22 protein-coding genes are annotated in these 25,125 nt (G+C 70.5%); 11 read left to right on the top strand and 11 right to left on the bottom strand.

Translation table 11 applies throughout. The annotated features are described in order from the left end of the window. Positions 1-20 precede the first annotated feature (20 nt). Together AB0I54_RS19335 and AB0I54_RS19330 are read left to right on the top strand one after the other, a co-directional pair. Complete coding sequence (locus AB0I54_RS19335) at positions 21-1,082, top strand: LacI family DNA-binding transcriptional regulator (RefSeq protein WP_363297216.1); 1,062 nt, start codon at positions 21-23, stop codon at positions 1,080-1,082. Then, positions 1,079-1,990 (top strand): carbohydrate kinase, encoded by a 912-nt coding sequence (locus AB0I54_RS19330; protein ID WP_363297215.1) that lies wholly within the window; start codon positions 1,079-1,081, stop codon positions 1,988-1,990. The genes AB0I54_RS19335 and AB0I54_RS19330 overlap by 4 nt, the downstream gene beginning before the upstream one ends. Before the next feature lie 120 nt (positions 1,991-2,110). Here AB0I54_RS19330 and uvrA read toward each other — a convergent pair whose 3' ends face one another. Further along, on the bottom strand, positions 2,111-5,149 hold the full coding sequence (gene uvrA / locus AB0I54_RS19325; RefSeq protein ID WP_363297214.1) for an excinuclease ABC subunit UvrA: 3,039 nt from the start codon (positions 5,147-5,149) through the stop codon (positions 2,111-2,113). A gap of 224 nt (positions 5,150-5,373) precedes the next feature. Here uvrA and AB0I54_RS19320 point away from each other — a divergent pair, with 224 nt between their 5' ends. Beyond that, on the top strand, positions 5,374-6,063 hold the full coding sequence (locus AB0I54_RS19320) for a maleylpyruvate isomerase family mycothiol-dependent enzyme (protein WP_363297213.1): 690 nt from the start codon (positions 5,374-5,376) through the stop codon (positions 6,061-6,063). 45 nt (positions 6,064-6,108) lie between these two features. Beyond that, positions 6,109-6,765 carry an MBL fold metallo-hydrolase gene (locus tag AB0I54_RS19315; protein WP_363297212.1) on the top strand — a complete coding sequence of 219 codons (657 nt, stop codon included), beginning with the start codon at positions 6,109-6,111 and terminating at the stop codon, positions 6,763-6,765. A 237-nt stretch (positions 6,766-7,002) separates the two neighbouring features. On the opposite strand, the gene aroQ is transcribed toward AB0I54_RS19315, so the two are convergent. Next, positions 7,003-7,461: a type II 3-dehydroquinate dehydratase gene (gene aroQ, locus AB0I54_RS19310; RefSeq protein WP_363297210.1), complete on the bottom strand. Its 459-nt coding sequence runs from the start codon at positions 7,459-7,461 to the stop codon at positions 7,003-7,005. Positions 7,462-7,562: 101 nt separating this feature from the next. Between aroQ and AB0I54_RS19305 the strand changes: the two genes are divergently transcribed. Both AB0I54_RS19305 and AB0I54_RS19300 read left to right on the top strand, forming a co-directional pair. After that, on the top strand, positions 7,563-8,609 hold the full coding sequence (locus tag AB0I54_RS19305; protein WP_363297209.1) for a S66 peptidase family protein: 1,047 nt from the start codon (positions 7,563-7,565) through the stop codon (positions 8,607-8,609). A gap of 92 nt (positions 8,610-8,701) precedes the next feature. Then, the gene (locus AB0I54_RS19300) at positions 8,702-10,000 is read left to right on the top strand and encodes an MFS transporter (protein WP_363297434.1); all 1,299 of its coding nucleotides are present in this window, start codon (positions 8,702-8,704) and stop codon (positions 9,998-10,000) included. Positions 10,001-10,006: 6 nt separating this feature from the next. Here the strand turns inward: AB0I54_RS19300 and AB0I54_RS19295 are convergent, their stop codons facing one another. The 7 genes from AB0I54_RS19295 to AB0I54_RS19265 form a co-directional block, all read right to left on the bottom strand. After that, positions 10,007-11,107 carry an ionic transporter y4hA gene (locus tag AB0I54_RS19295; protein ID WP_363297208.1) on the bottom strand — a complete coding sequence of 367 codons (1,101 nt, stop codon included), beginning with the start codon at positions 11,105-11,107 and terminating at the stop codon, positions 10,007-10,009. Positions 11,108-11,218: 111 nt separating this feature from the next. After that, positions 11,219-11,521, bottom strand: a complete 303-nt coding sequence (locus AB0I54_RS19290) for a hypothetical protein (protein WP_363297207.1) — start codon at positions 11,519-11,521, stop codon at positions 11,219-11,221. Between the two features lie 129 nt (positions 11,522-11,650). Beyond that, a complete protein-coding gene (locus AB0I54_RS19285; RefSeq protein WP_363297206.1) occupies positions 11,651-12,652 on the bottom strand; it encodes a TerC family protein in 1,002 nt (333 codons plus the stop codon). Positions 12,653-12,887: 235 nt separating this feature from the next. Next, positions 12,888-14,867 carry a TerD family protein gene (locus tag AB0I54_RS19280; RefSeq protein ID WP_363297205.1) on the bottom strand — a complete coding sequence of 660 codons (1,980 nt, stop codon included), beginning with the start codon at positions 14,865-14,867 and terminating at the stop codon, positions 12,888-12,890. A gap of 56 nt (positions 14,868-14,923) precedes the next feature. Next, a complete protein-coding gene (locus AB0I54_RS19275) occupies positions 14,924-15,502 on the bottom strand; it encodes a TerD family protein (RefSeq protein ID WP_363297204.1) in 579 nt (192 codons plus the stop codon). Between the two features lie 156 nt (positions 15,503-15,658). Further along, the gene (uvrB, locus tag AB0I54_RS19270; RefSeq protein WP_363297203.1) at positions 15,659-17,809 is read right to left on the bottom strand and encodes an excinuclease ABC subunit UvrB; all 2,151 of its coding nucleotides are present in this window, start codon (positions 17,807-17,809) and stop codon (positions 15,659-15,661) included. A 39-nt stretch (positions 17,810-17,848) separates the two neighbouring features. After that, positions 17,849-18,706 (bottom strand): MHYT domain-containing protein, encoded by an 858-nt coding sequence (locus AB0I54_RS19265; RefSeq protein ID WP_363297201.1) that lies wholly within the window; start codon positions 18,704-18,706, stop codon positions 17,849-17,851. A 280-nt stretch (positions 18,707-18,986) separates the two neighbouring features. On the opposite strand from AB0I54_RS19265, the gene AB0I54_RS19260 reads away from it, so the two are divergent. Together AB0I54_RS19260 and AB0I54_RS19255 are read left to right on the top strand one after the other, a co-directional pair. Further along, on the top strand, positions 18,987-19,859 hold the full coding sequence (locus tag AB0I54_RS19260) for a glycerophosphodiester phosphodiesterase family protein (protein ID WP_363297200.1): 873 nt from the start codon (positions 18,987-18,989) through the stop codon (positions 19,857-19,859). 45 nt (positions 19,860-19,904) lie between these two features. After that, a complete protein-coding gene (locus AB0I54_RS19255) occupies positions 19,905-20,459 on the top strand; it encodes a methylated-DNA--[protein]-cysteine S-methyltransferase (protein ID WP_363297199.1) in 555 nt (184 codons plus the stop codon). A 17-nt stretch (positions 20,460-20,476) separates the two neighbouring features. On the opposite strand, the gene AB0I54_RS19250 is transcribed toward AB0I54_RS19255, so the two are convergent. Beyond that, positions 20,477-20,905: a VOC family protein gene (locus AB0I54_RS19250; RefSeq protein ID WP_363297198.1), complete on the bottom strand. Its 429-nt coding sequence runs from the start codon at positions 20,903-20,905 to the stop codon at positions 20,477-20,479. 101 nt (positions 20,906-21,006) lie between these two features. Here AB0I54_RS19250 and AB0I54_RS19245 point away from each other — a divergent pair, with 101 nt between their 5' ends. Beyond that, positions 21,007-21,912 (top strand): pseudouridine-5'-phosphate glycosidase, encoded by a 906-nt coding sequence (locus AB0I54_RS19245; RefSeq protein WP_363297433.1) that lies wholly within the window; start codon positions 21,007-21,009, stop codon positions 21,910-21,912. 47 nt (positions 21,913-21,959) lie between these two features. Next, positions 21,960-22,874 (top strand): sugar kinase, encoded by a 915-nt coding sequence (locus AB0I54_RS19240; protein ID WP_363297432.1) that lies wholly within the window; start codon positions 21,960-21,962, stop codon positions 22,872-22,874. A gap of 91 nt (positions 22,875-22,965) precedes the next feature. On the opposite strand, the gene AB0I54_RS19235 is transcribed toward AB0I54_RS19240, so the two are convergent. Further along, entirely contained in the window at positions 22,966-23,760 is a 795-nt protein-coding gene (locus tag AB0I54_RS19235; protein WP_363297197.1) for a methyltransferase domain-containing protein, read from the bottom strand. Between the two features lie 209 nt (positions 23,761-23,969). Between AB0I54_RS19235 and AB0I54_RS19230 the strand changes: the two genes are divergently transcribed. Continuing rightward, positions 23,970-25,097, top strand: coding sequence for a magnesium and cobalt transport protein CorA (locus AB0I54_RS19230; protein ID WP_363297196.1), 1,128 nt, complete (start codon positions 23,970-23,972; stop codon positions 25,095-25,097). The last annotated feature ends 28 nt before the right edge of the window (positions 25,098-25,125 follow it).

The raw sequence follows: 25,125 nt of genomic DNA, 5'->3' as shown, positions 1-25,125 counted from the left end.
CGGCCCAGGGAAGGAACTCGATGCCCACCATGGCCGACGTCGCACGGAGCGCCGGAGTCTCCGTGGCGACCGTCTCCCACGTGCTGAACGGCACGCGTCCGGTGCTGCCCCACACCCGTCGGGCGGTGCTGGACGCGATCGACGAGCTCGGCTACACGCCCAACACGCTCGCCCGTTCCCTGGTGACCTCCCGCACCCGCTCCATCGGGCTCGCGGTCTCGGCGATCAGCAATCCCTACTTCACGGAGATCCTCCAGGGCGTCGAGGCCGCCGCCCTGGAAGAGGGCTACAGCCTGCTCATCGCCGACCCGCACGACGAGCCCGAGCATGAACGCAAGGTGGTCCAGCTCCTGCACGAGCGACGCGTGGACGGCATGATCGTCGCCCCTTCTGCCGACCCTCGACAGCTCGTCGCCTATCTGGGCCGCCACGCCGTGCCGACCGTGTTCCTGGACCGCGTGGTCGACGCCCACACCGACGGCGCCGCGCGCTTCGACCAGGTCTGCGCCGAGAACACCGACCCGATGGCCCGGCTCGTCACCCACCTCGCCGAGCGGGGCCACCGCCGGATCGGCCTGGTCGCGGGCCTGCCCGGGCTCAGCACCACCGGCGAGCGGATCACCGGCTACCGGCAGGGCCTGGCCGCCGCCGGCCTGGCCCACGACGAACGCCTCGTGGCCCCGGGCAACTCCGAGTCGGCGCGTGCCGAGCGGGCCACCTCGGACCTGCTCTCCCTCGCCGACCCACCGACGGCACTGATCACCGCCAACAACGCGATGACCATCGGTGCCCTGCGCGCCCTGCGCGAACGCGGCCTGAGCGTGCCCGACGACATCGCCCTGTGCTGCTTCGACGACTTCGCCTGGGCGGACCTGTTCTCGCCCCGGCTCACCACGATCGCCCAGCCCAGCAAGGAGATCGGCGCGCAGGCCGTCCGGGTGCTGCTCGACCGCCTGGCCGCGCCGGACCGGCCCGCCCGGACGGTGCGGCTGCCCTGCACCTTCGTCCACCGCACGTCGTGCGGCTGCCCGGAGCGGCCCGAGCGGGCCGCCGACCAGTCCAGGAAAGGAAGCGACTCGTGATCGTCGTCGCCGGTGAGGCACTGATCGACCTCGTACCGCAGGGCGCGGGTGCCCTGGCGGGCCTGAAGCCGGCACTCGGCGGCGGCCCCTACAACACGGCCGTGGCCCTCGGCCGTCTCGGCTCCCCCACCGCCTTCTGCTCCCGCACCTCGTACGACGCCTTCGGCGAGGCCCTGCTGGACGGGCTGCGCCGGGCCGGCGTGGACGTCTCCGGCGTGCAGCGCGGCACGGAGCCGACCACCCTCGCGGTCGCCACGATCGACGGGAACGGGTCGGCCGCCTACTCCTTCTATGTCGAAGGCACCGCCGACCGGCTGTTCACGGCCCCCGCCGAGCTTCCGGCCACGGCACGCGCGGTGTCCTTCGGAACCTGCTCGCTCGTCCTGGAACCGGGGGCGAGCGCCTATGAGGAGCTGATGCGGAGCGCGGCCGGGCAGGGACTCTTCACCGCGCTCGACCCGAACATCCGGGCGGGCCTGATCCCGGACGCGGATGCCTACCGGGCGCGCTTCAGGAGCTGGCTGCCGTCGGTGACGCTGCTGAAGGTCTCCGAGGAGGACGCCCAGTGGCTGGGCGGCACCCCACGCGAATGGCTGGCCGCGGGCCCCCCGGCCGTGGTGATCACCCGGGGCGGCGACGGACTCACCGTCTTCACCCGGGACGGCGCGGAGCACTCCGTGCCGGGCGAGAAGGTCGAGGTCGTCGACACCATCGGCGCCGGCGACACGGTGAACGCGGCGCTGCTGCACGGCCTGTCCGCGCAGGACGCCCTGTCGGCCGCGGCACTGGCCGGACTGGGTGCCGACGGCTGGACGCGGCTGCTGCGGTTCGCGGCGCGTGCGGCGGCGGTGACCTGTTCACGGGCGGGGGCGGAACCGCCGTTCGCCGCCGAACTCGGGGAGTTCTAGTTGCACTTTCCACCCCCTCCAGGGCCGGGGTGGCTGCTGATGGAACGAGCGGCGCCCCGCGGGGAGTTCCCGCGGGGCGCCGTTTTCCGATGATTCGTCAGGACGAGGCCGTCGGCCGGCTCACGCCTTCCGTGCCCGCGTCGTCTTCTTCGCGGGTGCCGCCTTCTTGGTGACCGCGGCCGCCTTCTCCGTCGCGGTGTTGTTGGCGGTCCTGGTCGTGCGGGCCGTGGCCGTCTTCTTCGCCGTCGACTTGGCGGCGACCGTCTTCCTGACCGCCGTCTTGCGCTGCGCCGGCACCGACGCCGCGTCGCTGATCCGGTCGGCGCCAAGGATCTCGCGCAGGAACTTTCCGGTGTGGCTGGCCGGGACCCCGGCGACCTCCTCCGGCGTGCCCTCGGCGACGACGAGACCGCCGCCGGCGCCGCCCTCCGGACCCATGTCGACGACCCAGTCGGCGGTCTTGATCACATCGAGGTTGTGCTCGATGACGATGACCGTGTTGCCCTTGTCGACCAGGCCGGACAGGACCTTCAGCAGCTTGCTGATGTCCTCGAAGTGCAGACCGGTGGTCGGCTCGTCCAGGACGTAGACCGTGCGGCCGGTGGAGCGCTTCTGCAGTTCGCTGGCGAGCTTGACGCGCTGCGCCTCACCGCCGGACAGGGTGGTCGCGGACTGGCCGAGCCGGACATAGCCGAGTCCGACGTCCTTCAGCGTGTTGAGGTGACGGGCGATCGCGGGCACGGCCTCGAAGAACTCCGTCGCCTCCTCGATCGGCATGTTCAGCACGTCGGCGATGGACTTGCCCTTGTAGTGGACGTCCAGGGTCTCCCGGTTGTAGCGGGCGCCGTGGCAGACCTCGCACGGGACGTAGACGTCCGGGAGGAAGTTCATCTCGATCTTGATCGTGCCGTCGCCCGCGCAGTTCTCGCAGCGGCCGCCCTTGACGTTGAAGGAGAAGCGGCCGGGCAGATAGCCGCGGACCTTCGCCTCGGTCGTCTCGGCGAACAGCTTGCGGACGTGGTCGAAGACGCCGGTGTACGTCGCCGGGTTGGACCGCGGGGTGCGGCCGATGGGCGACTGGTCTACGTGCACGACCTTGTCGACGAGGTCGTCGCCGTCCACGCGTGTGTGCCGGCCGGGGACGTTCCTCGCGCCGTTCAGCTCGCGGGCCAGGTGCGTGTAGAGGATGTCGTTGACCAGCGTCGACTTGCCGGAGCCGGACACGCCCGTGACGGCCGTGAACAGGCCCAGCGGGAAGGAGACGTCGATGTCCTGCAGGTTGTTCTCGCGGGCGCCGTGCACCGTGAGCCGGCGGGACGGGTCCTGCGGGCGCCGGATGTCGGGCAGCGGGATCGACTTCTTGCCGGACAGATACTGGCCGGTCTGCGACTCGGCGTTGGCCAGCAGCTCCTTGAGCGAGCCGCTGTGCACGACCTTGCCGCCGTGCTCGCCCGCGCCGGGGCCGATGTCGACGACCCAGTCGGCGACCTTGATGGTGTCCTCGTCGTGCTCGACGACGATGAGCGTGTTGCCCATGTCGCGCAGCCGGACCAGGGTCTCGATCAGCCGGTGGTTGTCCCGCTGGTGCAGACCGATGGACGGCTCGTCCAGCACGTACAGGACGCCGACCAGGCCGGAGCCGATCTGGGTGGCCAGGCGGATGCGCTGGGCCTCGCCGCCGGAGAGCGTGCCGGCCGCGCGGTTGAGCGAGAGGTAGTCCAAGCCGACGTCGACCAGGAACCGCAGCCGCTCGTTGACCTCCTTCAGCACCCGCTCGGCGATCTTCTTGTCGCGGGCGTTGAGCTTCAGCTCGCCCAGGAAGTCCGCGCAGTCGCTGATGGACATCGCGGAGACCTCGGCGATCGACCTGTCCATGATCGTGACCGCGAGGACGATCGGCTTCAGGCGCGTGCCCTGACAGGTGGGGCAGGGCACCTCGCGCATATAACCCTCGAAGCGCTCGCGGCTGGCGTCGCTCTCGGCCTCGCTGTGCCGGCGCTTGACGAACGGGACGGCACCCTCGAAGGGCGTGGTGTACACGCGCTCGCGGCCGTACCTGTTGCGGTAGCGGACCTCGATCTGCGTCTTGTGGCCGTGGAGCAGGGCCTTCTTGGCCCGCTGCGGCAGACCGGCGAAGGGGATGTCCGTACGGAATCCCAGCGCGTCCGCCAGGGCGCCGATCAAGCGGCCGAAGTAGTCCTTGGTGTGCCCGTGCGACCAGGGGTGGATGGCGCCCTCGTCGAGGGACTTGTCCTCGTCCGGGACGATCAGCTCCGCGTCGACCTCCATGCGCGTGCCGATGCCGGTGCACTCGGGGCAGGCACCGAAGGGCGAGTTGAAGGAGAAGGAGCGCGGCTCCAGCTCCTCGAAGGACAGGTCGTCGTACGGGCAGTACAGGTGCTCCGAGTACATGCGCTCGCGCTCGGGGTCGTCCGCGGGGAGGTCGACGAAGTCGAGCACGACCATGCCGCCGGACAGGCCGAGGGCGGTCTCCACGGAGTCGGTGAGCCGGCGCTTGGCGGAGTCCTTCACCGTGAGGCGGTCGACGACCACCTCGATGGTGTGCTTCTCCTGCTTCTTCAGGGTGGGCGGGTCGGAGAGCTGGATGGTCTCGCCGTCCACGCGCGCGCGGCTGTAGCCCTTGGTCTGGAGGTCCGCGAACAGGTCGACGAACTCTCCCTTGCGCTCGCGCACCAGCGGCGAGAGCACCTGGAAGCGGCTCCCCTCCGGCAGCTCCAGGACCTTGTCGACGATCGCCTGCGGCGACTGGCGCGAGATGGGGCGGCCGCATTCGGGGCAGTGCGGCTTGCCGATGCGCGCGAAGAGCAGCCGCAGGTAGTCGTAGACCTCGGTGATGGTGCCGACCGTCGAGCGCGGGTTGCGCGAGGTCGACTTCTGGTCGATGGAGACCGCCGGGGAGAGGCCCTCGATGAAGTCGACGTCCGGCTTGTCCATCTGGCCGAGGAACTGACGGGCGTACGAGGAGAGCGACTCCACGTAACGGCGCTGGCCCTCGGCGAAGATCGTGTCGAACGCCAGCGAGGACTTGCCCGAACCCGACAGGCCCGTGAAGACGATGAGCGAGTCGCGTGGCAGGTCGAGCGAGACATTCTTCAGGTTGTGCTCGCGCGCGCCACGGACGATGAGACGGTCGGCCACGCCGGTCCGCACCTTTCTTGAGAGAAGTGACAGGGGCGGGGCCCCCGTCGTTCTTCAGACTAGGGGGAGCCACTGACAACGCCGGTCGGATTCCCGGTTCGATTAACAATCCCCGGCCATCCAGCATGCCCGACGCCGCACCCGACCATATAGCACGCACATTCGATTTGCGGCGCTGACCCGCCACCTTCACCCGAAGGAGTGGCGGGGTTAGGGTCGGCCCCATGATTGATCACGCGCGTGACCTGGCGTCTGTACGTGACGCGACCGAACGGCTCCTCAACGCAGCCGCCGCACTGGACAACGCGTCCGCCGCCGAGCCGTCACGGCTGCCCGGCTGGAGCCGTGGCCACATCCTCGCCCACCTCGCCCGCAACGCGGACGCGCTGGTGAACGTCCTCGAAGGGCGCCCCATGTACGCATCGGGCAAGGCCCGGGACGCCGACATCGAGCGGGACGCCCCGCGCGCCCTCGACGTCCAGCTCGCCGACCTGCGCGACAGCGGCGCGCGCTTCCAGGCGGCCGGGGCCGCGCCCGCGGACTGGGCCCGCACGGTGGAGCTGCGCAACGGGGTCACCGACTCGGCGTCCCGGGTGCCATTCCGGCGGTGGGTCGAGGTCGAGCTGCACCATGTGGACCTCGGGATCGGGTACGAGCTGGAGGATCTTCCGGCGGAGTTCACGGAGCGGGAGATCGACTTCCTCGCGGAGCGCTTCGGCGGACACGCGAGCGTGCCCTCGACCGCTCTGGTCGCCGACGGCGGCCGCACCTGGACCACGGGCGGCGGCGCGCCGGGCGGCCCGATCACGGTGGAGGGCACGGCCGCCGATCTCCTCGGCTGGCTGGCCGGCCGCCGGGACGGCTCGGGGCTGACGGTGAAGGGCGGCGAACTGCCGACGCTCCCCCCGCTGTAGCACGTGGACGCCGCCCGGTCCGCTCCCCCGCTATAGGCTGCCGCCATGACGTACAGCGGTGAGGTGACGGTCGGCGGACCGGCGGACGTGCACGAGCTGAAGGACCTGATGATCACCAAGATCGCGGTCGGCCCGATGGACAACAACGCGTATCTGCTGCGCTGCCGGGCCACGGACGAGCAGCTCCTGATCGACGCCGCCAACGAGGCGCAGACACTGCTCGGCATGATCGGTGACGACGGCATCGCATCCGTCGTCACCACGCACCAGCACGGTGACCACTGGCAGGCGCTCGGTGAGGTCGTGGCGGTCACGGGCGCGCGTACCTACGCCGGGCGGGAGGACGCCCCCGGCATCCCGGTGCCGACCGATGTCCTGGTCGACGACGGTGATGTGATCCGGGTGGGGCGTGTGGAGCTCACCGCGCGCCATCTGGTGGGGCACACGCCGGGGTCGATCGCGCTGGTCTACGACGACCCGCACGGCCATCCGCACGTCTTCACCGGGGATTGTCTGTTCCCTGGCGGCGTGGGCAACACGCGCAAGGATCCCAAGGCGTTCGCCAGTCTGATCCATGACGTCGAGACGAAGATCTTCGGCCTGCTGCCGGACGAGACCTGGGTCTACCCGGGGCACGGCAACGACACCACGCTGGGCGCCGAGCGCCCGCATCTGCCGGAGTGGCACGCGCGCGGGTGGTGAGCGGGGCCCCGGCCAGGACGCCGGGCCCGGCGCGAACTTCGTGCGTGCGCCCCGCGCAAGCGCGTTGCGTGCGCCCCGTGTGAATCATTCGCACGCGCCGGTGACCCGCGCGCGCTCCCGGTGCACGTTGCCGCGCAGTCAACTGGAAGCAGCCCCGCACAGGATGACGGCTCCTGCGCGGTATGGGCCGCCGGCCTTCCGAACCCCGCCCTCGGCCGGCGGCCCAGGCCCGAGCGCCTATGAGGACGCCAGTGCCGCCACCCGCTCCACGCCGAACACATATCCCTGCACACCGCACCCCGCGATGACGCCGTCGGCGCGCAGGGAGACGTACGAGTGGTGCCGGAACGACTCGCGCTTGTGGATGTTGGAGATGTGCACCTCGATGACCGGCATGCCGTCACAGGTGTTCAGTGCGTCCAGAATCGCGACGGACGTGTGCGAGTAGGCGCCGGGGTTGATGACGATCCCACAGTGGTTGAGCCGCGCCTCATGGATCCAGTCCACCAACTCGCCCTCGTGGTTGGACTGCCGGAAGTCCACCGCCCCGGCGTGCGCCGCCGCGGCTTTGACGCACAGGGCCTCGACGTCGGCGAGCGTGTCGGAGCCGTAGATCTCCGGCTGACGCTGGCCGAGCAGATTGAGGTTGGGCCCGTTGAGGATCATGATCGGGGCATTGGCCAGGGTGCGGGGCACGGTTCCTCCGGTCCGTTCGGGTGGGCGGTCGACAAGGGACCGCTGCTCGGACCCGGTTTATCACGGTGCGGCGACGAGACGAGGGCCCGTACTCTCCCGGCATGACGACGCCTTCGTACCCTCCCAAGCCCGAGCCGGGCGACCGCATAGCCGTCATCTCCCCCTCGTCCGGGCTGGCGGAACTCTTCCCACGCCCCTACGAACTGGGTCTGCGGCGGCTGCGCGAGGAGTACGGCCTCGTGCCGGTGGAGTACCCGACGACGAGGAAGATGGGCACGTCGCCGCAGGACCGCGCCGACGACATCCACGCGGCGTTCGCCGACCCGGACATCAAGGCGGTCATCGCCACGATCGGCGGTGAGGACCAGATCACGGTGCTGCCGCTGCTGGACCGGGAGTTGATCCGGGCCAACCCGAAGCCCTTCTTCGGGATGAGCGACAACACGAACCTGCTCGCGTACCTGCGCAATGCCGGGATCGTCGGCTACCACGGTGCCACGGTGATGTGCGAGCTGGGCCGCCCCGGCGCCCTGCACCCGCAGACCGCCGAGTCCCTCAGGGCCGCGCTGTTCACCACCGGCGAGTACGAACTCCGGCCCGCCGAACGCTGGAACGACGTCAACCGCGACTGGGCCGACCCCGCCACCTTCGACGCGGAACCGCCGTCCCGCCCCGGTACCGGCTGGACCTGGCGGAACGCCGAGCGGGTCGTCGAGGGCCGTGGCTGGGGCGGAAACCTGGAGATCCTCGGGTGGCTGCTGATGGCCGACCGCGAGGTCTCGCACGACCTCGCGGAGTACGACGGCGGCGTCCTGTTCCTGGAGACCTCCGAGGAGCTGCCGAGCGCCGCGGAGGTCTTCCGGACCCTGCGCAACTTCGGCGAGCGTGGCCTGCTGCAGCGGTTCTCCGCCCTGCTGATGGGCCGCCCCAAGAGCTGGTCCTTCGAGCGGCCCAACACTGCGGAGGAGGCGGCGCGTTACGCGACGGAGCAGCGTGAGGCCGTAGAGCGCGCTCTGAGGACCTATGCGCCGAACATGCTCGTCGTCTTCGATGTGGATCTGGGCCACACCGATCCCCAAGTCGTCGTCCCCTATGGGGGCGTGATCCGCGTGGACGGACCGGCCCGGCGCATCATCGTCACCTACTGACGCGGGCCGCGCTTCCCCGCGCCCCGTAACCAGTGGTCACCGTGGGTAGTTGACGCGGCATGCACGATGTACGCGTCGTAATGGCGCCCTCCATGCTGCGGATGGCCGCCGCCTCCCTCGCCGGGACCGCGATCGAGTTCTACGACTTCTTCGTCTACGGGACGGCGGCGGCCCTCGTCCTGGGGCCGCTGTTCTTCCCGACGTTCTCACCCGTGGCGGGGACGCTGGCGGCCTTCGGGACGTTCGGGGTGGGGTTCGTGGCCCGGCCGCTGGGCTCGATGCTCTTCGGGCACATCGGGGACCGGCGCGGGCGGCGGCCCGTTCTCTTCGTCTCGCTCCTGCTGACCGGTGCCTCGACGGTCGCGGTCGGGTGTCTGCCGACGTACGGCTCGATCGGCGTCACCGCTCCCCTGCTGCTGCTCGTCCTGCGCTTCCTGCAGGGGCTGGGGCTCGGCGGGGAGTGGGGCGGGGCGGTGCTGCTGACCGCGGAACACGCGCCCGCCGGGCGACGTGCGCTGTGGTCGAGCTTTCCGCAGATCGGGCCCGCCATCGGCTTCCTGCTCGCCAATGGCGTGATGCTGGTGCTGTCGGCGACGCTGTCCGACGCGCAGTTCGCGCAGTGGGGATGGCGAGTGCCGTTCTGGGCGGCCGGAGCGCTGGCCGTGGCCGGTCTGTGGCTGCGTTCCTCGCTCACCGAGAGCCCCCGGTTCCTCGAAATCGAGGACCACGCGCGCGTGCCGCTCGTCGACGTCGTACGTCACCACTGGCGGCTGGTGCTGCTGACGGCCGGGGCCCTTGCCGTCGGATACGCGGTGTTCTACGCGGTGACGACCTGGTCTCTGGCCTATGGGACCGAGCGGCTCGGGGTGAGCCGTACCGTCATGCTGACCTGCATCATGGCCGCCGTGCTGGTGAAGGGGGCGCTCACGCCCGTGATGGCGCTGCTCGGCGACCGCTACGGGCGGCGGCCGCTGTGCCTGGCGGGGTGCACGGCGATCGTGGCGTGGATGTTCCCGATGGTCGCGCTGCTGGCGACGGCCGAGCCGCTGCTGATGTTCCTCGGTTTCCTGGTGGCGCTGGCAGCGTTCATCACCATGTTCGCGGTGATCGCCGCCTATCTGCCGGAGCTGTACGAGCCGCGGGTGCGGTGCACGGGAGCCGCGGTGGGCTACAACCTCGGCGGGGTCCTCGGGGGCGCGCTCACCCCGATCGTGGCGACGGCGCTCGCGGAGCACGGCGGGCGCGTTCCGTGGGGTGTGGGCGCGTATCTGACGGGGATCGCGCTGCTCAGCCTGGGCTGCTTCGCACTGCTGCCGGAGACCCACCCGGTGCCGGTGGCGGCGATGGAACCCGCCGCGGGGGTGACGGGTGGTCCGGCGACGGGCGGGTGAGGTCCGCTACGGATTGATCGCCAGCTCCAGATACGCGGCGAACAGCACCAGGTGCACGCCGCCCTGAAGCGGCGTGGCCCGTCCGGGCACGACCGTCAGGGAGCTCACCACGATGGTCAGCGCGAACAGCAGCATGCCGGTGGCGCCGAGACCGAGGACGAGCGGGCCGGAGAGCCAGATGGAGGCGAGGGCCACCGCGGGGATGGTCAGGCCGATGCTGGCCATCGCCGAGCCGAGCGCGAGGTTGAGGCTGGTCTGCACCCGGTCGCGGCGCGCCGAGCGCAGCGCGGCGATCGTCTCCGGGAGCAGGACGAGCATGGCGATGATCACTCCGACGACGGCCTGGTCCAGGCCGACAGCCTGCACTCCGGACTCGATCGCGGGCGAGACACCCTTGGCGAGGCCGACGACCCCGATCAGGGCGAGGCCCAGCAGGCCGAGGCTGATCCAGGCGGTGCGGGCGGACGGCGCCTTGGCGTGGTCGTCCGCGGTGATCACCTCGCCCTGCCGGGTGATGGGCAGGAAGTAGTCACGGTGCCGCACGGTCTGGGTGGCGACGAACAGGCCGTACAGGATCAGCGAGGACAGCGCGGCGAAGGTCAGCTGTACGCCGGAGAACTCCGGTCCCGGCTTGCTGGTGGTGAAGGTCGGCAGCACCAGGCTGAGCGTGGCCAGGGTCGCCACGGTCGCGAGGGCGGCGCCGGTGCCCTCGGGGTTGAAGACGGCGGTGCCGTGGCGGAGCGAGGCGACGAGGAGGCACAGGCCGACGACCCCGTTGCAGGTGATCATCACGGCCGCGAAGACCGTGTCCCGGGCCAGCGTCGCGCTCTTGGCGCCGCCGTCGACCATGAGGGTGACGATCAGGGCGACCTCGATGATCGTGACGGCGATGGCGAGGACCAGGGAGCCGAAGGGTTCGCCGACCCGGTGGGCGACCACCTCGGCGTGATGGACGGCGGCCAGGACGGACGCGGCCAGGATCACGCCCACCAGCGCGACCAGCACGCCGGGCAGATGGCGCCCCCAGGTGAAGACGAGAACGACGACCGCGAGCACCGGCACGAGGAGCGTCCACTGAGTGGTGAGCCACCTGAGCCGAGCGATCATGCTGCGATCGTGGCAGAGGCGCACGGGGTTCGCATTCCGGTCCTTTCCGGTGCCGGAGGCCCGGCGCCGACACGGCACGGGCCCCCGGGTGGTGCGGCTTCCGGTCCCCGGTTATGTGAAGTCGCTCATCTCCACGACGTCGCAGTCGGTGAAGGCCGGCGGCCGGGTGCACAGCGCGGCCATCTGCTCGGCGAACTTGCTCGTCTCGGGGTCACTGCTGTTGCGCATGGCCTCCTCGTGGGAGTCGAACTGGATCACCGCGAGATAGCGGCCCGGCTGATTCCTGTCCGCGAGGATCTGACGGCGCGTGGGGCTGTTCTCTCGGCCCGCGAAGCGCTTCTCCATGTCCTCGGACAGGGCCCGCATCTCCTCGATGCGGTCTGTCTCGAAGTCGATGATCTGGACGAACTTCATGGATGCCTCCACCGGGGCGGCGGCGTCCCCGGCCGGGGACGCGCTCTGCCCCCAACGAAGCATCGGGAGCGATGCGCGGCAATCACCCCGCACCACTCCCGGGGACCGTTGTTTCTACGTCCGTCGCGGTCAGGCGTCGACGCTGTCCTTCGGAGCGCCTTCGCCGGGCACCCGCGCCGCTTCGAGCGCCGCCTGCTTCCGGGACGCCAGCAGGCTGGTGACCGTGGTGACGATCAGGACCACGCAGATCACGCCGAGCGAGACCGGAGTGCTGATCTCCGGGACGTGCGCCCCGGACTCGTGCAGTGCGTGCAGCACCAGCTTGACGCCGATGAAGCCCAGGATCACGGACAGGCCGTACGAGAGGTGCACCAGCTTCCTCAGCAGACCGCCTATGAGGAAGTACAACTGCCTGAGACCCATCAGGGCGAAGGCGTTGGCGGTGAAGACGATGTACGGGTCCTGGGTCAGGCCGAAGATCGCGGGGATCGAGTCGAGCGCGAACAGCACGTCCGTGGTGCCGATCGCGAGCATCACGACCAGCATCGGCGTCATCACGCGCTTGCCGTTCTGCTGGAGCCACAGCTTGGTGCCGTGGTAGCGGTCGGCCACGCCGAATCTGCGCTCGGCCGCCTTCAGCAGCTTGTTCTCCTCGTACTCCTCGCCCTCCTCGTCGGCCCGTGCCTCCTGGACCAGTTTCCAGGCGGTCCAGATCAGGAAGGCGCCGAAGAGGTAGAAGACCCACGAGAAGTTGGCGATGATCGCGGCTCCCGCGGCGATGAAAACGGCCCGCAGGACCAGGGCTATGAGCACGCCGACGAGCAGCACCCGCTGCTGGTACTGCGAGGGCACCGCGAACTTCGCCATGATCAGGACGAAGACGAAGAGGTTGTCGACGCTCAGCGACTTCTCGGTGATGAAGCCCGCGAAGAACTCCCCGGCGGGCTGACCGCCCGAGAAGACGAGCAGGCCGAGGCCGAAGAGACCGGCCAGGGCGATCCAGACGACCGTCCAGATCCCGGCTTCCTTGATGGACACGTCATGGGGCTTGCGGCCGATGAAGAAGTCGACCGCGACCAGGGCGGCCAGGCCCGCGATGGTGAGGACCCACAGGGTCACGGAAACATCCATTGCGCCTCCGGCAGTACGTAGCAGAACGTAACGGCAAACAGTCAGCGTCGTCGCTGCCGGAGGTCTCTTCCGCCCACGAGGGGCCGGCGCCCCGGGATCAGGCCTGATCCGTATTGACGGGTACGCCGCAGCAGACAGGGAGTACTCCCCTCCGTGCGGAAAACAGTACCCCAATCACCAAGGAAAGGTAAAGCACTCGGCAAAGAAAAGGTCAAAGTCCCTGGTCAGTGGCACTTTACGTGTACTTGGTGCGGGCCGCGGCCACCTGTGCGAGCACCCGGTGGAGCACCTCGCTGCCGGGCGGGACGAGCGACGGCTCGTACGTCCAGGCATGCCCGACCCACGGGTCGGCGAGGTGGTCGTCCGGAACCGGGGTGAGTCGCATGAGCGATCGCCACAGGGGGTCGAGCAGCGGGCCATAGGCGGCTGCGTCCTCACGGTCCGCGACCATCAGCAGATGCACGCCGACGGACGGCCCCTCGTCCGCGAGATAGCGCAGCTGGTTCACCGCCCGGTCGTCGAAGCCGTGCGGGAAGTCATTGACGATCAGCAGCTGCTGCGCGATGTCGATGCCCGGCGGCAACGACTCGGCCGCGCCACCGCGCAGCGCCATCTGCACCAGGTCGACGCGCTGGGTGAGCCGGCCCAGCACTTCCGCGACGCCCGCCGCGCCGGTCGCGGGCGGAGCCGCCGGCACACCGCTGCGCGTCAGCGGCCCCAGTGCCTGGGCCCCCGATCCGGCCGGGTCGATCACATGCACGGCGAACTCCCCCGCCGGGTGGACCGCGAGCAGCCGGACCGCGAGCGCCACCGCCGTCTCCATCGCGAGGTGCCGCAGCGCGCCGGGGTCCGGGAACGAATCGTCGAGGCCCGTCCTCGGGCCGCTGTCGATCCACAGGCCCCGCTCCATGGGCAGCCGGACCAGCATCGGGACGCGCAGCGGAGCGCTCTCGGGCAGATGGAGGTCGCCCAGGCGCAGGGCCATCGGGGACTCCGTCGGAACGCGGTAGGCATGCCAGACGGGGTTGTCCCAGCGTGCGTACGCCGGTGGGAGCGCATGCTCGACCACCTCGCACTCGGCGGTCAGCTGGGCCAGATCACGGTCGAGCACCGCTCTGGCCTGCTCGACGAGCCGGGCCCGCTTGGCACCGGCCGCCTCGCGTTCGGCGTCGCCCGAGGAGCCGAGCCGGTTGCGCGGGTCCGACAGGACCTGGTCGAGCTCCTTGTCCATACGGGATTCGGCGAAGTCGACGGCGCTGCGGTACGCGGCCGTGGTGCGGGCCAGGTCCTCGAACATGCCCCAGACCTGGTTGTACAGCCGCTCGTCCATGGACCAGCCGGCCGCGTCACCGGCGGCGGGCACGGCGGGCTGTCCGGGCCGGGCGGGGGGTGCCTGCGGCGGGGGCGGGGGCGGGGTCGAGTGCCGGCGGTTCGGGTGGGTGTAGTCGACCGGGCCGCCGGTGGGCGCCTGTTGCGCGGCGGCGGAATCGGGCTGCGCGGGGAACGAGGAGCCGGGCACAGGGCCGCCGTACGAACCTTGTGAGCCGTGAGGTGGCACGGGGTCCGGGGTGCCCTGTGGGGCCGGGCCCGGTGCGGAGGGCGCCGTCCGGCGGGACCGGTCGGCGTCCGACGGACGCGATGGCGGCGCCGAGACGGACCGGGCCACACCCCGGGCCACCGCCTCGTGGATGCTGCCCGCGAGTTCCACGGCCTGGGGCAGGTCCTGGTCGGTGAGGAGCGCGGCGAGGCCACCCGCATAGCCCTGGCCGACGGCACGCACCTTCCAGGCACCCTGTCTGCGGTACAGCTCCAGGGCGACGACGGCCGACTCGGCGTCCAGGCCGGTGAGGGTGAAACTGGCGATCCCGGTGCCGTCGAGGCCGGTGACCACGACGGAGGGGGCGGGGACGCCGCCGAAACGGGTCGGGCCTCCCACCCCCTCAGGCAGGGCGAGCAGCACATTGACGCGATGCACGGCCTCCGGCATGGCGGCCAGGTCCACCGCAAGGCGATGGTCGGCAGCCGCCTGCCTGGAGACCTCCAGCCCGGGGAGCGCGGGCGCGCCCGGATGCGCCACCCATTCGACGCCGCGCGCCTTGCCGTTGTCGTCGCTCAGCGTGGCCGCCGCCACGACGGGCACACCGGCCGAGACCCGGATCTCGAGCCGGACCTGCGAGAGCGGGTGGTTCTGCCCCCGCACCAGCTCGGCCGTCATCGCCTTCCCCCTGTGTCGTTGTTGTCGTGTGCCGCTCGCCGGGCCCTCCGGCGGTCCTACAGGTGCGGCAGGATCGCCGGCATCAGGTCCTGGAAGGTACGGCCGTTGGCCGGAGTACCCAGGGCCGTCATCGTCCAGCCGGCGCCGACCCGCTGCACCTTCGCCATGATCTGCGCGGTGTACGCGCCACCGCCCGCCAGGGTGTAGCGCGCGAGTTCCTGCCCGTTGGTCTCGTCGACCAGGCGGCAGAACGCGTTCTGCACCTCCTGGAAGGTCTGGCCCGTGAAGGAGTTCACGGTGAAGACGATCTGGTCGATGTGGACCGGGACGCGCGCCAGGTCGACGAGGATGGCCTCGTCGTCACCGCCCTGGCCCACGCCGCCGACGAGATTGTCGCCGGTGTGGCGCACGGAGCCGTCGTCGCTCACCAGGTGGCGGAAGAAGACGACGTCGACCGGCTGCTTCTCCGCGAAGAGCACCGCCGAGGCGTCCAGGTCGATCTCCCGCGTGCGCGAGCCGAACAGCCCGCGCCTGGGTGCCGCCTGCCAGCCGAGACCCATACGGACCGCGGTCAGGGTGCCCCCATCCTTCTTTTCCAGGCTGATGGCCTGACCCTTGGTCATGTTGACGGACACGGCTGGTTCCCCTCTCGGATTTCCCCTGTTGCCGCACTGCCTGCGGTTGACCAGAACCCTAGTCACGGGCACCGACACTGCCGAACCCCGGCCCGCGGTTTGTGTCGGTGTTGCAACACTCTGCGCACGCGCCGGGGTCCGGCAGGGACTGCGAGGTCAGGCCAGACCGGCCTCCCGCATCTGGCGCAACTCCTTCTTCATCTCGGAGACCTCGTCGCGCAGCCGGGCCGCGATCTCGAACTGGAGGTCCGCGGCGGCGGCGCGCATCCGCTCCGTCATCTCCTCGATCTGCTCGGCGAGTTCGGTCGCGGGGCGGTCCGTCGGAACCGTGGCCTTCTCCTGGGCCTTGCCCTTGGCCGACTTGGCCTTCGCCCCCTTGGCCGCCTTGTCGCCGAGCGAGGGGACGGGGGCCTTGGCTCCCTTGCCGTCCTTCGTCCTGCGGTAGCCGGAACCGAGCAGTTGCTCGGTGTCGACCTCCTCGCGCGCGATCTGCGCCACGATGTCGTTGATCTTCTTGCGGAGCGGCTGCGGGTCGATGCCGTTGGCCTTGTTGTAGGCGACCTGCTTCTCGCGGCGGCGGTTGGTCTCGTCGATGGCCTTCTCCATCGCCGGCGTGATCTTGTCGGCGTACATATGGACCTGACCGGAGACATTGCGCGCCGCGCGGCCGATGGTCTGGATCAGCGAGGTGCCGGAGCGCAGGAAGCCCTCCTTGTCGGCGTCCAGGATCGCCACCAGGGACACCTCGGGCAGGTCGAGGCCCTCCCGGAGCAGGTTGATGCCGACCAGCACGTCGAACTCGCCGGAGCGCAGTTCGCGCAGCAGCTCGACGCGGCGCAGGGTGTCGACGTCGCTGTGCAGATAGCGCACCTGGATGCCGAGTTCGAGGAAGTAGTCGGTGAGGTCCTCGGCCATCTTCTTGGTGAGCGTGGTGACCAGGACGCGCTCGTCCTTCTCGGTTCGCTTGCGGATCTCGTGCACCAGGTCGTCGATCTGCCCCTCGGTGGGCTTGACCACGACCTCCGGGTCGACGAGACCGGTGGGGCGGATGATCTGCTCGACGACGCCGTCCCCGCGGGACAGTTCGTACGGGCCGGGGGTCGCCGACAGATACACGGCCTGCCCGATCCGCTCCTGGAACTCCTCCCACTTCAGGGGGCGGTTGTCCAGGGCGGAGGGAAGCCGGAAGCCGTGCTCGACGAGAGTGCGCTTTCGGGAGGCGTCGCCCTCGTACATGGCGCCGATCTGCGGCACGGTGACATGCGACTCGTCGATGACGAGGAGGAAGTCGTCCGGGAAGTAGTCGAGCAGGGTGTTGGGCGGGGAGCCGGGCAGGCGGCCGTCGAAGTGCATCGAGTAGTTCTCCACGCCGGAGCAGGAGCCGATCTGCCGGAGCATCTCGATGTCGTACGTGGTCCGCATGCGCAGCCGCTGGGCCTCCAGGAGCTTGCCCTGCTTCTCCAGCTCGGCGAGGCGCTCGCCCAGCTCCTTCTCGATGTCGTTGACGGCGCGTTCCATGCGCTCCGGGCCCGCGACGTAGTGGGAGGCCGGGAAGACGTACAGCTGCTCGTCGTCGCTGATGATCTCGCCGGTGAGCGGGTGCAGGGTGGACAGCGCCTCGATCTCGTCGCCGAACATCTCGATGCGGACGGCCAGCTCCTCGTACACCGGGAAGATCTCGATGGTGTCGCCGCGGACACGGAAGGTGCCTCGGCTGAACGCCATGTCGTTGCGGGTGTACTGGATGTCCACGAAGCGGCGCAGCAGCTCGTCGCGGTCGATCTCGTCACCGACCTTGAGGGGGACCATGCGGTCCACGTACTCCTGCGGAGTACCGAGGCCGTAGATGCACGAGACCGAGGCGACCACGACGACGTCGCGGCGGGTGAGCAGCGAGTTGGTCGCGGAGTGCCGCAGACGCTCGACCTCCTCGTTGATCGAGGAGTCCTTCTCGATGTAGGTGTCCGACTGGGGGACGTACGCCTCGGGCTGGTAGTAGTCGTAGTACGAGACGAAGTATTCGACCGCGTTGTTCGGGAGAAGCTCGCGGAACTCGTTGGCCAGCTGGGCGGCCAGCGTCTTGTTCGGCGCCATCACGAGCGTGGGGCGCTGGAGCTTCTCGATCATCCACGCGGTGGTGGCGGACTTGCCGGTGCCGGTCGCGCCGAGCAGGACGATGTCCCTCTCACCGGCCTCGATGCGCCTGGCCAGGTCGGCGATGGCCGTCGGCTGGTCGCCGCTGGGCTGGTAGGAGCTGACGACCTCGAAGGGCGCCACCGTGCGTTCGATGTGGGAAACGGGCCGCATGGATCCACCGTACGACCCCGCACTGACAACGGGTCCCGATCACCGGTTCTGCGGGGTGCGGGAACCTCGGTGGTCCTGCTGGCGGGCCTGCGGCCGACGGCCCGGGGACGGGATGACTGCGCCGGCCGGGATGCCCGGTTTGTGCTCGACGCGGGTCCAGTCGGGCTTGCCCATGACCATCAGCGGATCGAACATCACGACGACGCCCGCGAGCAGGAGGAAGACGAGAGGGCCGATCAGCATGGGGCCGAGCAGGGTCGCGGACGACTCGCCGGATGTGGTCGAGCCGGTGCCGTGCAGATGGACGCTGAGGGCGGCCATGCCGGTGTAGTGCATGCCGCTGACGGCGAGCCCCATGACGAGGCTCGCGCCGACGCTCCACAGGAAGCCCCTCACCTGGCCCGCGGCCCACAGGGCGGCGGTGGCGGCCACGACCGCGATGACGACGGAGGCGGCGACGGTGACCGTGTTGTACTGCAGGCTTCCGTTCAGGCGCAGGCCGGCCATGCCGAGGTAGTGCATCGAGGCGACGCCCAGACCGGTGACCGTGCCACCGGTGAACAGCGCCGTCCCGGTGGCGCCGCGGTAGCCGACGATGAAGATCCCGATCCCCACCATGACGACGGCGATGCCCAGGCTCGCGTACGTCATCGCCTTGTCGTAGTGGATCGGCGTCTCCTTGACGGTGAACCCCATCATGGCGACGAAGTGCATGGTCCATATGCCGGAGCCGATCGCGGCCGAGCCGAGGACGAGCCAGGCGGGGCGCCAGGACTGGGTCACCAGCATGGATCTGGTCGTACAGCGCAGGCCCAGGGCTCCACCGAGGCAGGCCATCAGATAGGCCACCAGCGGGGTGACGATCCCGTACGTGAATCCGTCGACCGTGCCCTGCATGCGCGGCTGCCCTTCACCCTTTGCGTCCCGGAATACCTGAAATTCGCCCCCGTCCCAGGACCGCTCCGAGCGGTCAGGGTTGACGAGGAGAGTATGACCCCCACCGGAATGGTCGAACGATTTTCCGGCAAAGAATCACGCCCCTGCCCCACTTGTGCGGCACCGGTGTGCGGACTTGGGGGGAACTCCATTCATTCCGTGGCCGTTCGGCGCCACCCTCCTGTTGACTCTCTGATGTCACTCTGGTGCTGTCCGTATTCGCCCGACGCGAGGAGTACGCATGCACGCGCGCGCCGTTGCCGCCACGACCACCGCGCTCCTGGGGACGGCCACCCTGCTGGCGCCCACTCCCGACGCCCGGGCCGGCGACGTCGGCGAGCAGCCCCGGATCGTCGCCCACCGGGGTGCTTCCGCCTACGCTCCCGAGAACACCCTGCCCGCCATCGACGAGGCGGCCCGGCTGGGCTTCTCCTGGGTCGAGAACGACGTGCAGCGCACCAAGGACGGCGTACTCGTCGTCATCCACGACGACAGCCTCAAACGCACCACGAACGTCGAGAAGGTCTTCCCCGGCCGGGCGCCCTGGAAGGTGAAGGACTTCACCGCCGCCGAGATCGCCCGGCTGGACGCGGGCAGCTGGTTCGGCCCCGGGTACGCGGGCACGCACGTGCCGACCCTGAAGCAGTACATGAGCCGGGTCGAGAGCAACCACGAGAAGTTGCTCCTGGAGATCAAGAATCCCGAGCTGTACCCCGGCATCGAGCACCAGACCCTGGGTCTCCTCGGCAACGAGGGCTGGCTGGACAGGCCGCACCTGGGCCGCCTGATCGTGCAGAGCTTCAGCGCGGACAGTCTGCGCATCGTCCACGATCTGAAGCCCGGCCTGACGACCGGCTTCCTCGGCACACCGCCGCCGCGCGACCTGTACCGGTACGCGCGATTCACCGATCTGATCAACCCGTCGTACGGGACCATCTCCGGCAGCTACGTCGCCACCGTGCACGCGTTCCACGGTCCGCACGGCAGGAGGCTCGGGGTGTACACCTGGACCGTCAACGACGCGGCCACCGCCTGGACCGTCACGCGGTACGGCGTCGACGGCGTCATCACCAACAAGCCCGACGTGGTGTGGGCGGCGCTGACCGGCTACTGAGCCGGCCGGCGGGCGTTGTCAGTGGCGGGTCGTACGGTGGGGCCCATGGACAGCCACGGGCAGTACGAGCAGCAGGTCGTGTGGACCGTCGTGGGCACCGCCATCGGTCCGCTGCTCCTTGCGGCGACCCGCGACGGCCTGGTCAACGTCGTGTTCCACGCCACCGACGCGGTGCGCGACCGGGCGCTGGAGCGGCTGGCGGCCCGGCTGGGCACCGAGCCCGTCGAGGCGCCTGGATCGCCGCTGCTGGCCGAGGCGATACGTCAGGTCGAGGCGTACTTCGCGGGCGAGCGGCACACCTTCGAGCTGCCCCTGGACTGGTCGCTCATCTCCGGTTTCAACCGGCAGGTGCTGCGCGAGCTGGCGAGCGGCGTCCCGTACGGCTCGGTGGTCGGGTACGGCGATCTGGCCGGCCGGGTCGGCCAGCCGGGCGCGGCGCAGGCGGTGGGCGCGGCGATGGGCGCCAACCCGCTGCCCGTCGTCGTGCCGTGCCACCGGGTCGTGGAGAGCGACGGCGGCATCGGCGGGTTCGGGGGCGGGCTGGAGACCAAGCGGAAGCTGCTCGCCCTGGAGGGAGTGCTGCCCGAGCCGTTGTTCTGACGGCTCGGGTGCGCCGGCTACTCGTAGTGCCGTGCCTCGAAGACGTTGCCGTCCGGGTCGCGGAAGTAGAAGCTGCGGATGGCCTTTCCGCGCGCTCCGTACGCGTCGTGGGCGATGTCGGAGACGGGGACGGCGTTGTCCTGCAGGCGGGCGCGCAGGGCGTCGAACCGGTCGGACGGCAGGGACAGGCAGACGTGGTTGACGGGGTGGCCCGCGCTCTCCACGGAGCCGGGCAGCATCTTCATGCGCTCGGCCATGGTGAGCGGGGCCAGGTCGAGGATGGTCTCCTCGTTGACGCGCACGGAGGGGAAGGACGTCTTCTTCTCGGTGAATTCGGTGACCCGCAGGGGCTCCAGGCCGACCGCCTTCTCGTAGAAGTCGGCCGCGGCAACCGGGTCGTTCACCCACAGGACGACATGGTCGAGACGTGTCGTGTTGTTGGTCATGCCGCCAGGCTGGTGGCAGTCCCCACAGGTCGCAAGCGTTTAACGGGACGTGCGGCTCGCCAGGGATGAGGGAGAACCGACCGACAGGAGGCAGGCGCGTGGTGCTGGTGGTGTCCGAAGAAGTACGGGAGGCGATCGACGCGCGTCGGCCCGTGGTGGCCCTGGAGTCCACGATCATCGCTCACGGGCTGCCGCGCCCGCGCAATCTGCGGGTGGCGCTGGAGCTGGAGGAGGCGGTACGGCGGGAGGGTGCCGTACCCGCGACGATCGCCGTGCTGGACGGCCGGCCGCACGTCGGCCTGGACAAGGAGCAGCTGGAGCGGGTCGCCAACGAGGACGGGATCCGCAAGCTGGGCCACCGCGATCTGCCGCTGGCCGTGTCGGCGGGGGTGAGCGGTGCGACCACGGTGTCGGCGACCGCGCTGCTGGCGGCGCTGGCGGGGGTCCGGGTGTTCGCGACGGGTGGGCTGGGCGGTGTGCACCGGGAGTGGACGGTGACGCAGGACGAGTCCGCCGACCTGGGGCTGCTGGCGCGCACACGGATCACGGTGGTGTGCGCGGGGGTGAAGTCGATCCTGGACGTGCCGGCCACGTTGCAGCGCCTGGAGACGCTGGGTGTGGCCGTCGCCGGATACGGCACGGACCGGTTCCCCGGCTTCTATCTGTCCGACTCCGGGCACCCGGTCGACTGGACGCTGCGGAGCCCGGAGGAGGTGGCCGGTGTCATGCGGGCGCAGGACGCGCTCGGCGTGCCCGAGTCGGCGCTGATCGTCGCCAACCCCGTCCCCGAGGAGGAACAGCTCGATCCCGCCCTGCACGCGCGTGTGCTGGAGGATGCGCTGCACGCGTGCGAGGAGGAGGGCGTCACCGGGCAGGCCGTCACACCGTTCCTGCTCGACTACCTGGTCCGGCACACGGACGGAGCCTCACTGAGCGCCAACCTGGCGGCGGTCCGGGGCAACGTACGCCTGGCGGCACGGATCGCAGCGGCGTGGTCCCGGGGGTGACCGAAGGCCGAACGGCACCGGGGCCACGGCAGACGGCCGGCCGAGCCGTGGCGGCGGGGCGGGACAGGGCGCTCCTGGTCGTCGGGGACGTGGTCACCGATGTCGTCGCCCGGCACCAGGGGCCGCTCGCGGGCGGTACGGACACGGCGGCCGTGATCCGGACGGTGCCCGGCGGCGCGGGCGCCAACGTGGCCTGCTGGGCCGCTCACGCTGGCTGTGCGGACGTACGGCTGCTGGGGCGGGTCGGCGCGGAAGCGGCGGCCTGGCACGAGCGGGAACTGGTCGCGGCCGGGGTGCGGCCGCGACTGGTGGTCGACCCGCGGGCGGCGACCGGGACGGTGATCTGTCTCGTCGACACCGGCGCTTCGGCCGAGCGCACGTTTCTGACGGACAGCGGCGCGTCCCTGCGGCTGGAACCCACCGACTGGTCGGACGCCTCGCTGGACGGGGTGGCCCGGCTGCATCTGTCGGGCTACCTGCTGTTCTCCGAGCCGAGCCGGGCCCTTGCCGCGGTGGCGCTGGCGGCGGCACGTGCGCGTGGCGTGCCGGTGAGTCTGGATCCCGCGTCGGCGGGCTTCCTCCGGGAGCTGGGGGTGGACCGCTTCCTGGCGTTCGCCGAGGGGCTGGACGTTCTGCTGCCCAGCCGTGACGAGGCGTACCTGCTGACGGGGCTGCCGGATCCGGCGGACGCGGCGGCCAAGCTGAGCCGCCACGTCCCGCTGGTGGTGGCCAAGCTGGGCGCGGAGGGCGCGCTGGTGGCCCGGTCCGGCACCGTACTCGCCCGTGTGCCCGCCGCACCGGCGACGCCCCGGGACACCACGGGCGCCGGCGATGCCTTCACCGGTGCGTTCCTGGCCGCTCTGGTCGGGGGCGCGGATCCCGAGGCCGCGGTGGCGCGGGGATGCCGGGCGGGTGCGCTGGCGGTGGAAGGGGTGGGCGGCAGGCCTCCGGTGCCGGACTGACGGCGAGGAGACCGGCTGATAGCGAGGAGACCGCTGACGGCGAGGCGCCCGGCCCGGCGCGCCGGTGTCCGGCCCCCGTCCGCCGGTCACCTCACGCCTTGCGCCCCCACGCCGAGATCATCGGCGCGGTGGCCAGGTCCATGCTGCCCGCGGCGACGTTGGCCAGATGCCGGTCGATGTCCTCATCGGTGGCCAGGCCCGCGGCGACGAGCTGGTCACGGATCTGCCGTACGGTGGCGGACTCCAGCTCGGCGCAGGCCAGCGAGGTGACGGGGAAGTACGCGTCGGCCTCCACCTGACGCAGTCCGGCCTCGCGGAGCAGGCGTGGCAGCTTGCGGCCGTAGGACAGGTCGGCGCCGCGGTCGGCGAGCAGCGTGCGGAAGCCCTGCCGGAGCCGGTTGGCCAGCCGCTGCTCGGGGCCGTGCTCATCGGGGCAGATCAGTGGCTGGAGGGCGGGGTCGGCGTCCTCGACGAGAAGGCGTCCGCCGGGCCGCAGTGCCGCGACCATGGACCGCAACGCCCTTTCACGGTCGGGCACATGGACGAGGACGAGCCGGGCGTGCACGAGGTCGAACCCCTCCCCCGGCGGCTCCTCGGTGCCGACGTCGTGGACACGCACCTCGACGGGCGGGCGGCCGGCCGCGGCGAGGAGCGTGGTGTCGATGTCGGTCGCGACGACCTTGCCGGTCGGGCCGACCTTCTTGGCCAGCCAGGACACCACGGAGGTGCCCCCGGCGCCGACCTCCCAGCAGCGCCAGCCGGGTCCGAGGCCGAGGCTCTCCAGGCGCCGGAAGGTGGTGGGGTCGAAGAGGGTGGCGAAGGCGTCGAAGCGCCGGCCCGCCTCGGTCTGCCGGTTGTCGAGGAGATACCCGTCGGTTCGCGTCATGTCATGATCCTCCCAGTTGCGCCGCTTGTCCGGAACCGTCGACGCTCCGGTACGCCGGGACGGCCCGGCGGGGAATGCCTTGTCCACAGCCGGGAACAAAGCGGAATCATCTGCTCCCACAGCCTTACCCGCACCTCACGCCGACCTGGCAGACTTTCCCGCCAAGGCGCGGCAGCACGGCGCGAGGAGAGCCACGCAAGGAGAGCCAGATGTCGATGGCAGGGAATCTGCGGAAGGTCCGCGACCTGGGCAGGGTCAGCGGCCTGCGCAAGGTGGCGCGGCTGGCCCGGCGGCGGCCGCGGGTCGACCTGAGCCACCCCGCCCGGTCACCGCTCGGCTCGTCGGTAGTCAACTGCGTGATGTACCGGGACGGGGTCCGGGTCCCGGGAGGCAGCGATCTGGTGGACACCGTGGAGAGGGTGCGCAAGCACGGTGACGGATTCGTGTGGCTGGGCCTGCACGAGCCGACGGACCTGGAGTTCGCGGGCATCGCCGAGCTGTTCGACCTGCATCCGCTGGCGGTGGAGGACGCGGTCGAGGCCCATCAGCGCCCGAAGCTGGAGCGGTACGGCGAGACGCTGTTCGCGGTGTTCAAGACGGTCTGCTACGTCGAGCACGAACAGCTGACGGCGACCAGCGAGGTCGTGAACACCGGCGAGATCATGGTGTTCGTCGGCCAGGACTTCGTGATCACGGTGCGGCACGGGCGGCACGGCTCACTGGGGCCGCTGCGCGAGGAGCTGGAGTCGGACCCGCAGCAGCTCGTCAAGGGGCCGGCGGCGGTCCTGCACGCGATCGCGGACCATGTGGTCGACGACTATCTGAATGTCACGGACGCGGTGCAGGCCGACATCGACCAGGTCGAGATGGATGTGTTCGCGGAGAACGGCGCGCGGGCCGACCCCGGGCGGATCTACCAGCTCAAGCGTGAACTCCTTGAGCTGAAGCGGGCCGTGGTGCCGCTCGCCCGCCCCGTCGAGGATCTGGCCACCCGGCCGATACGGGTGGTCGCCCCGGAGATACAGGCCTACTTCAGGGACGTCCTCGACCATCTGATGCGAGCCAAGGAACAGATCGCGGCCTTCGACGAACTGCTCAACTCGATCCTGCAGGCGCACCTGGCGCAGGTGACGGTCGCGCAGAACGAGGACATGCGGAAGATCACGGCCTGGGCCGCGGTGATCGCCGTGCCGACGATGGTGTGCGGGGTCTACGGCATGAACTTCGAGCACATGCCGGAGCTGCACTGGCGGTTCGGCTATCCGCTGGTCATCGTCGTCATATCCGTGGCCTGCCTGGTGCTGTACCGGGGATTCCGGCGCAACGGCTGGCTCTGAGCGGCACGGGGCGGTCCCGCGGCACCGG

Origin of the sequence: Streptomyces sp. NPDC050625, from assembly GCF_040654755.1 — a bacterium.
Classification (GTDB): Bacteria; Actinomycetota; Actinomycetes; order Streptomycetales; family Streptomycetaceae; genus Streptomyces.
Note: the sequence above shows the minus strand (reverse complement) of the source record. Positions and strands in the feature narration are given on the sequence as shown.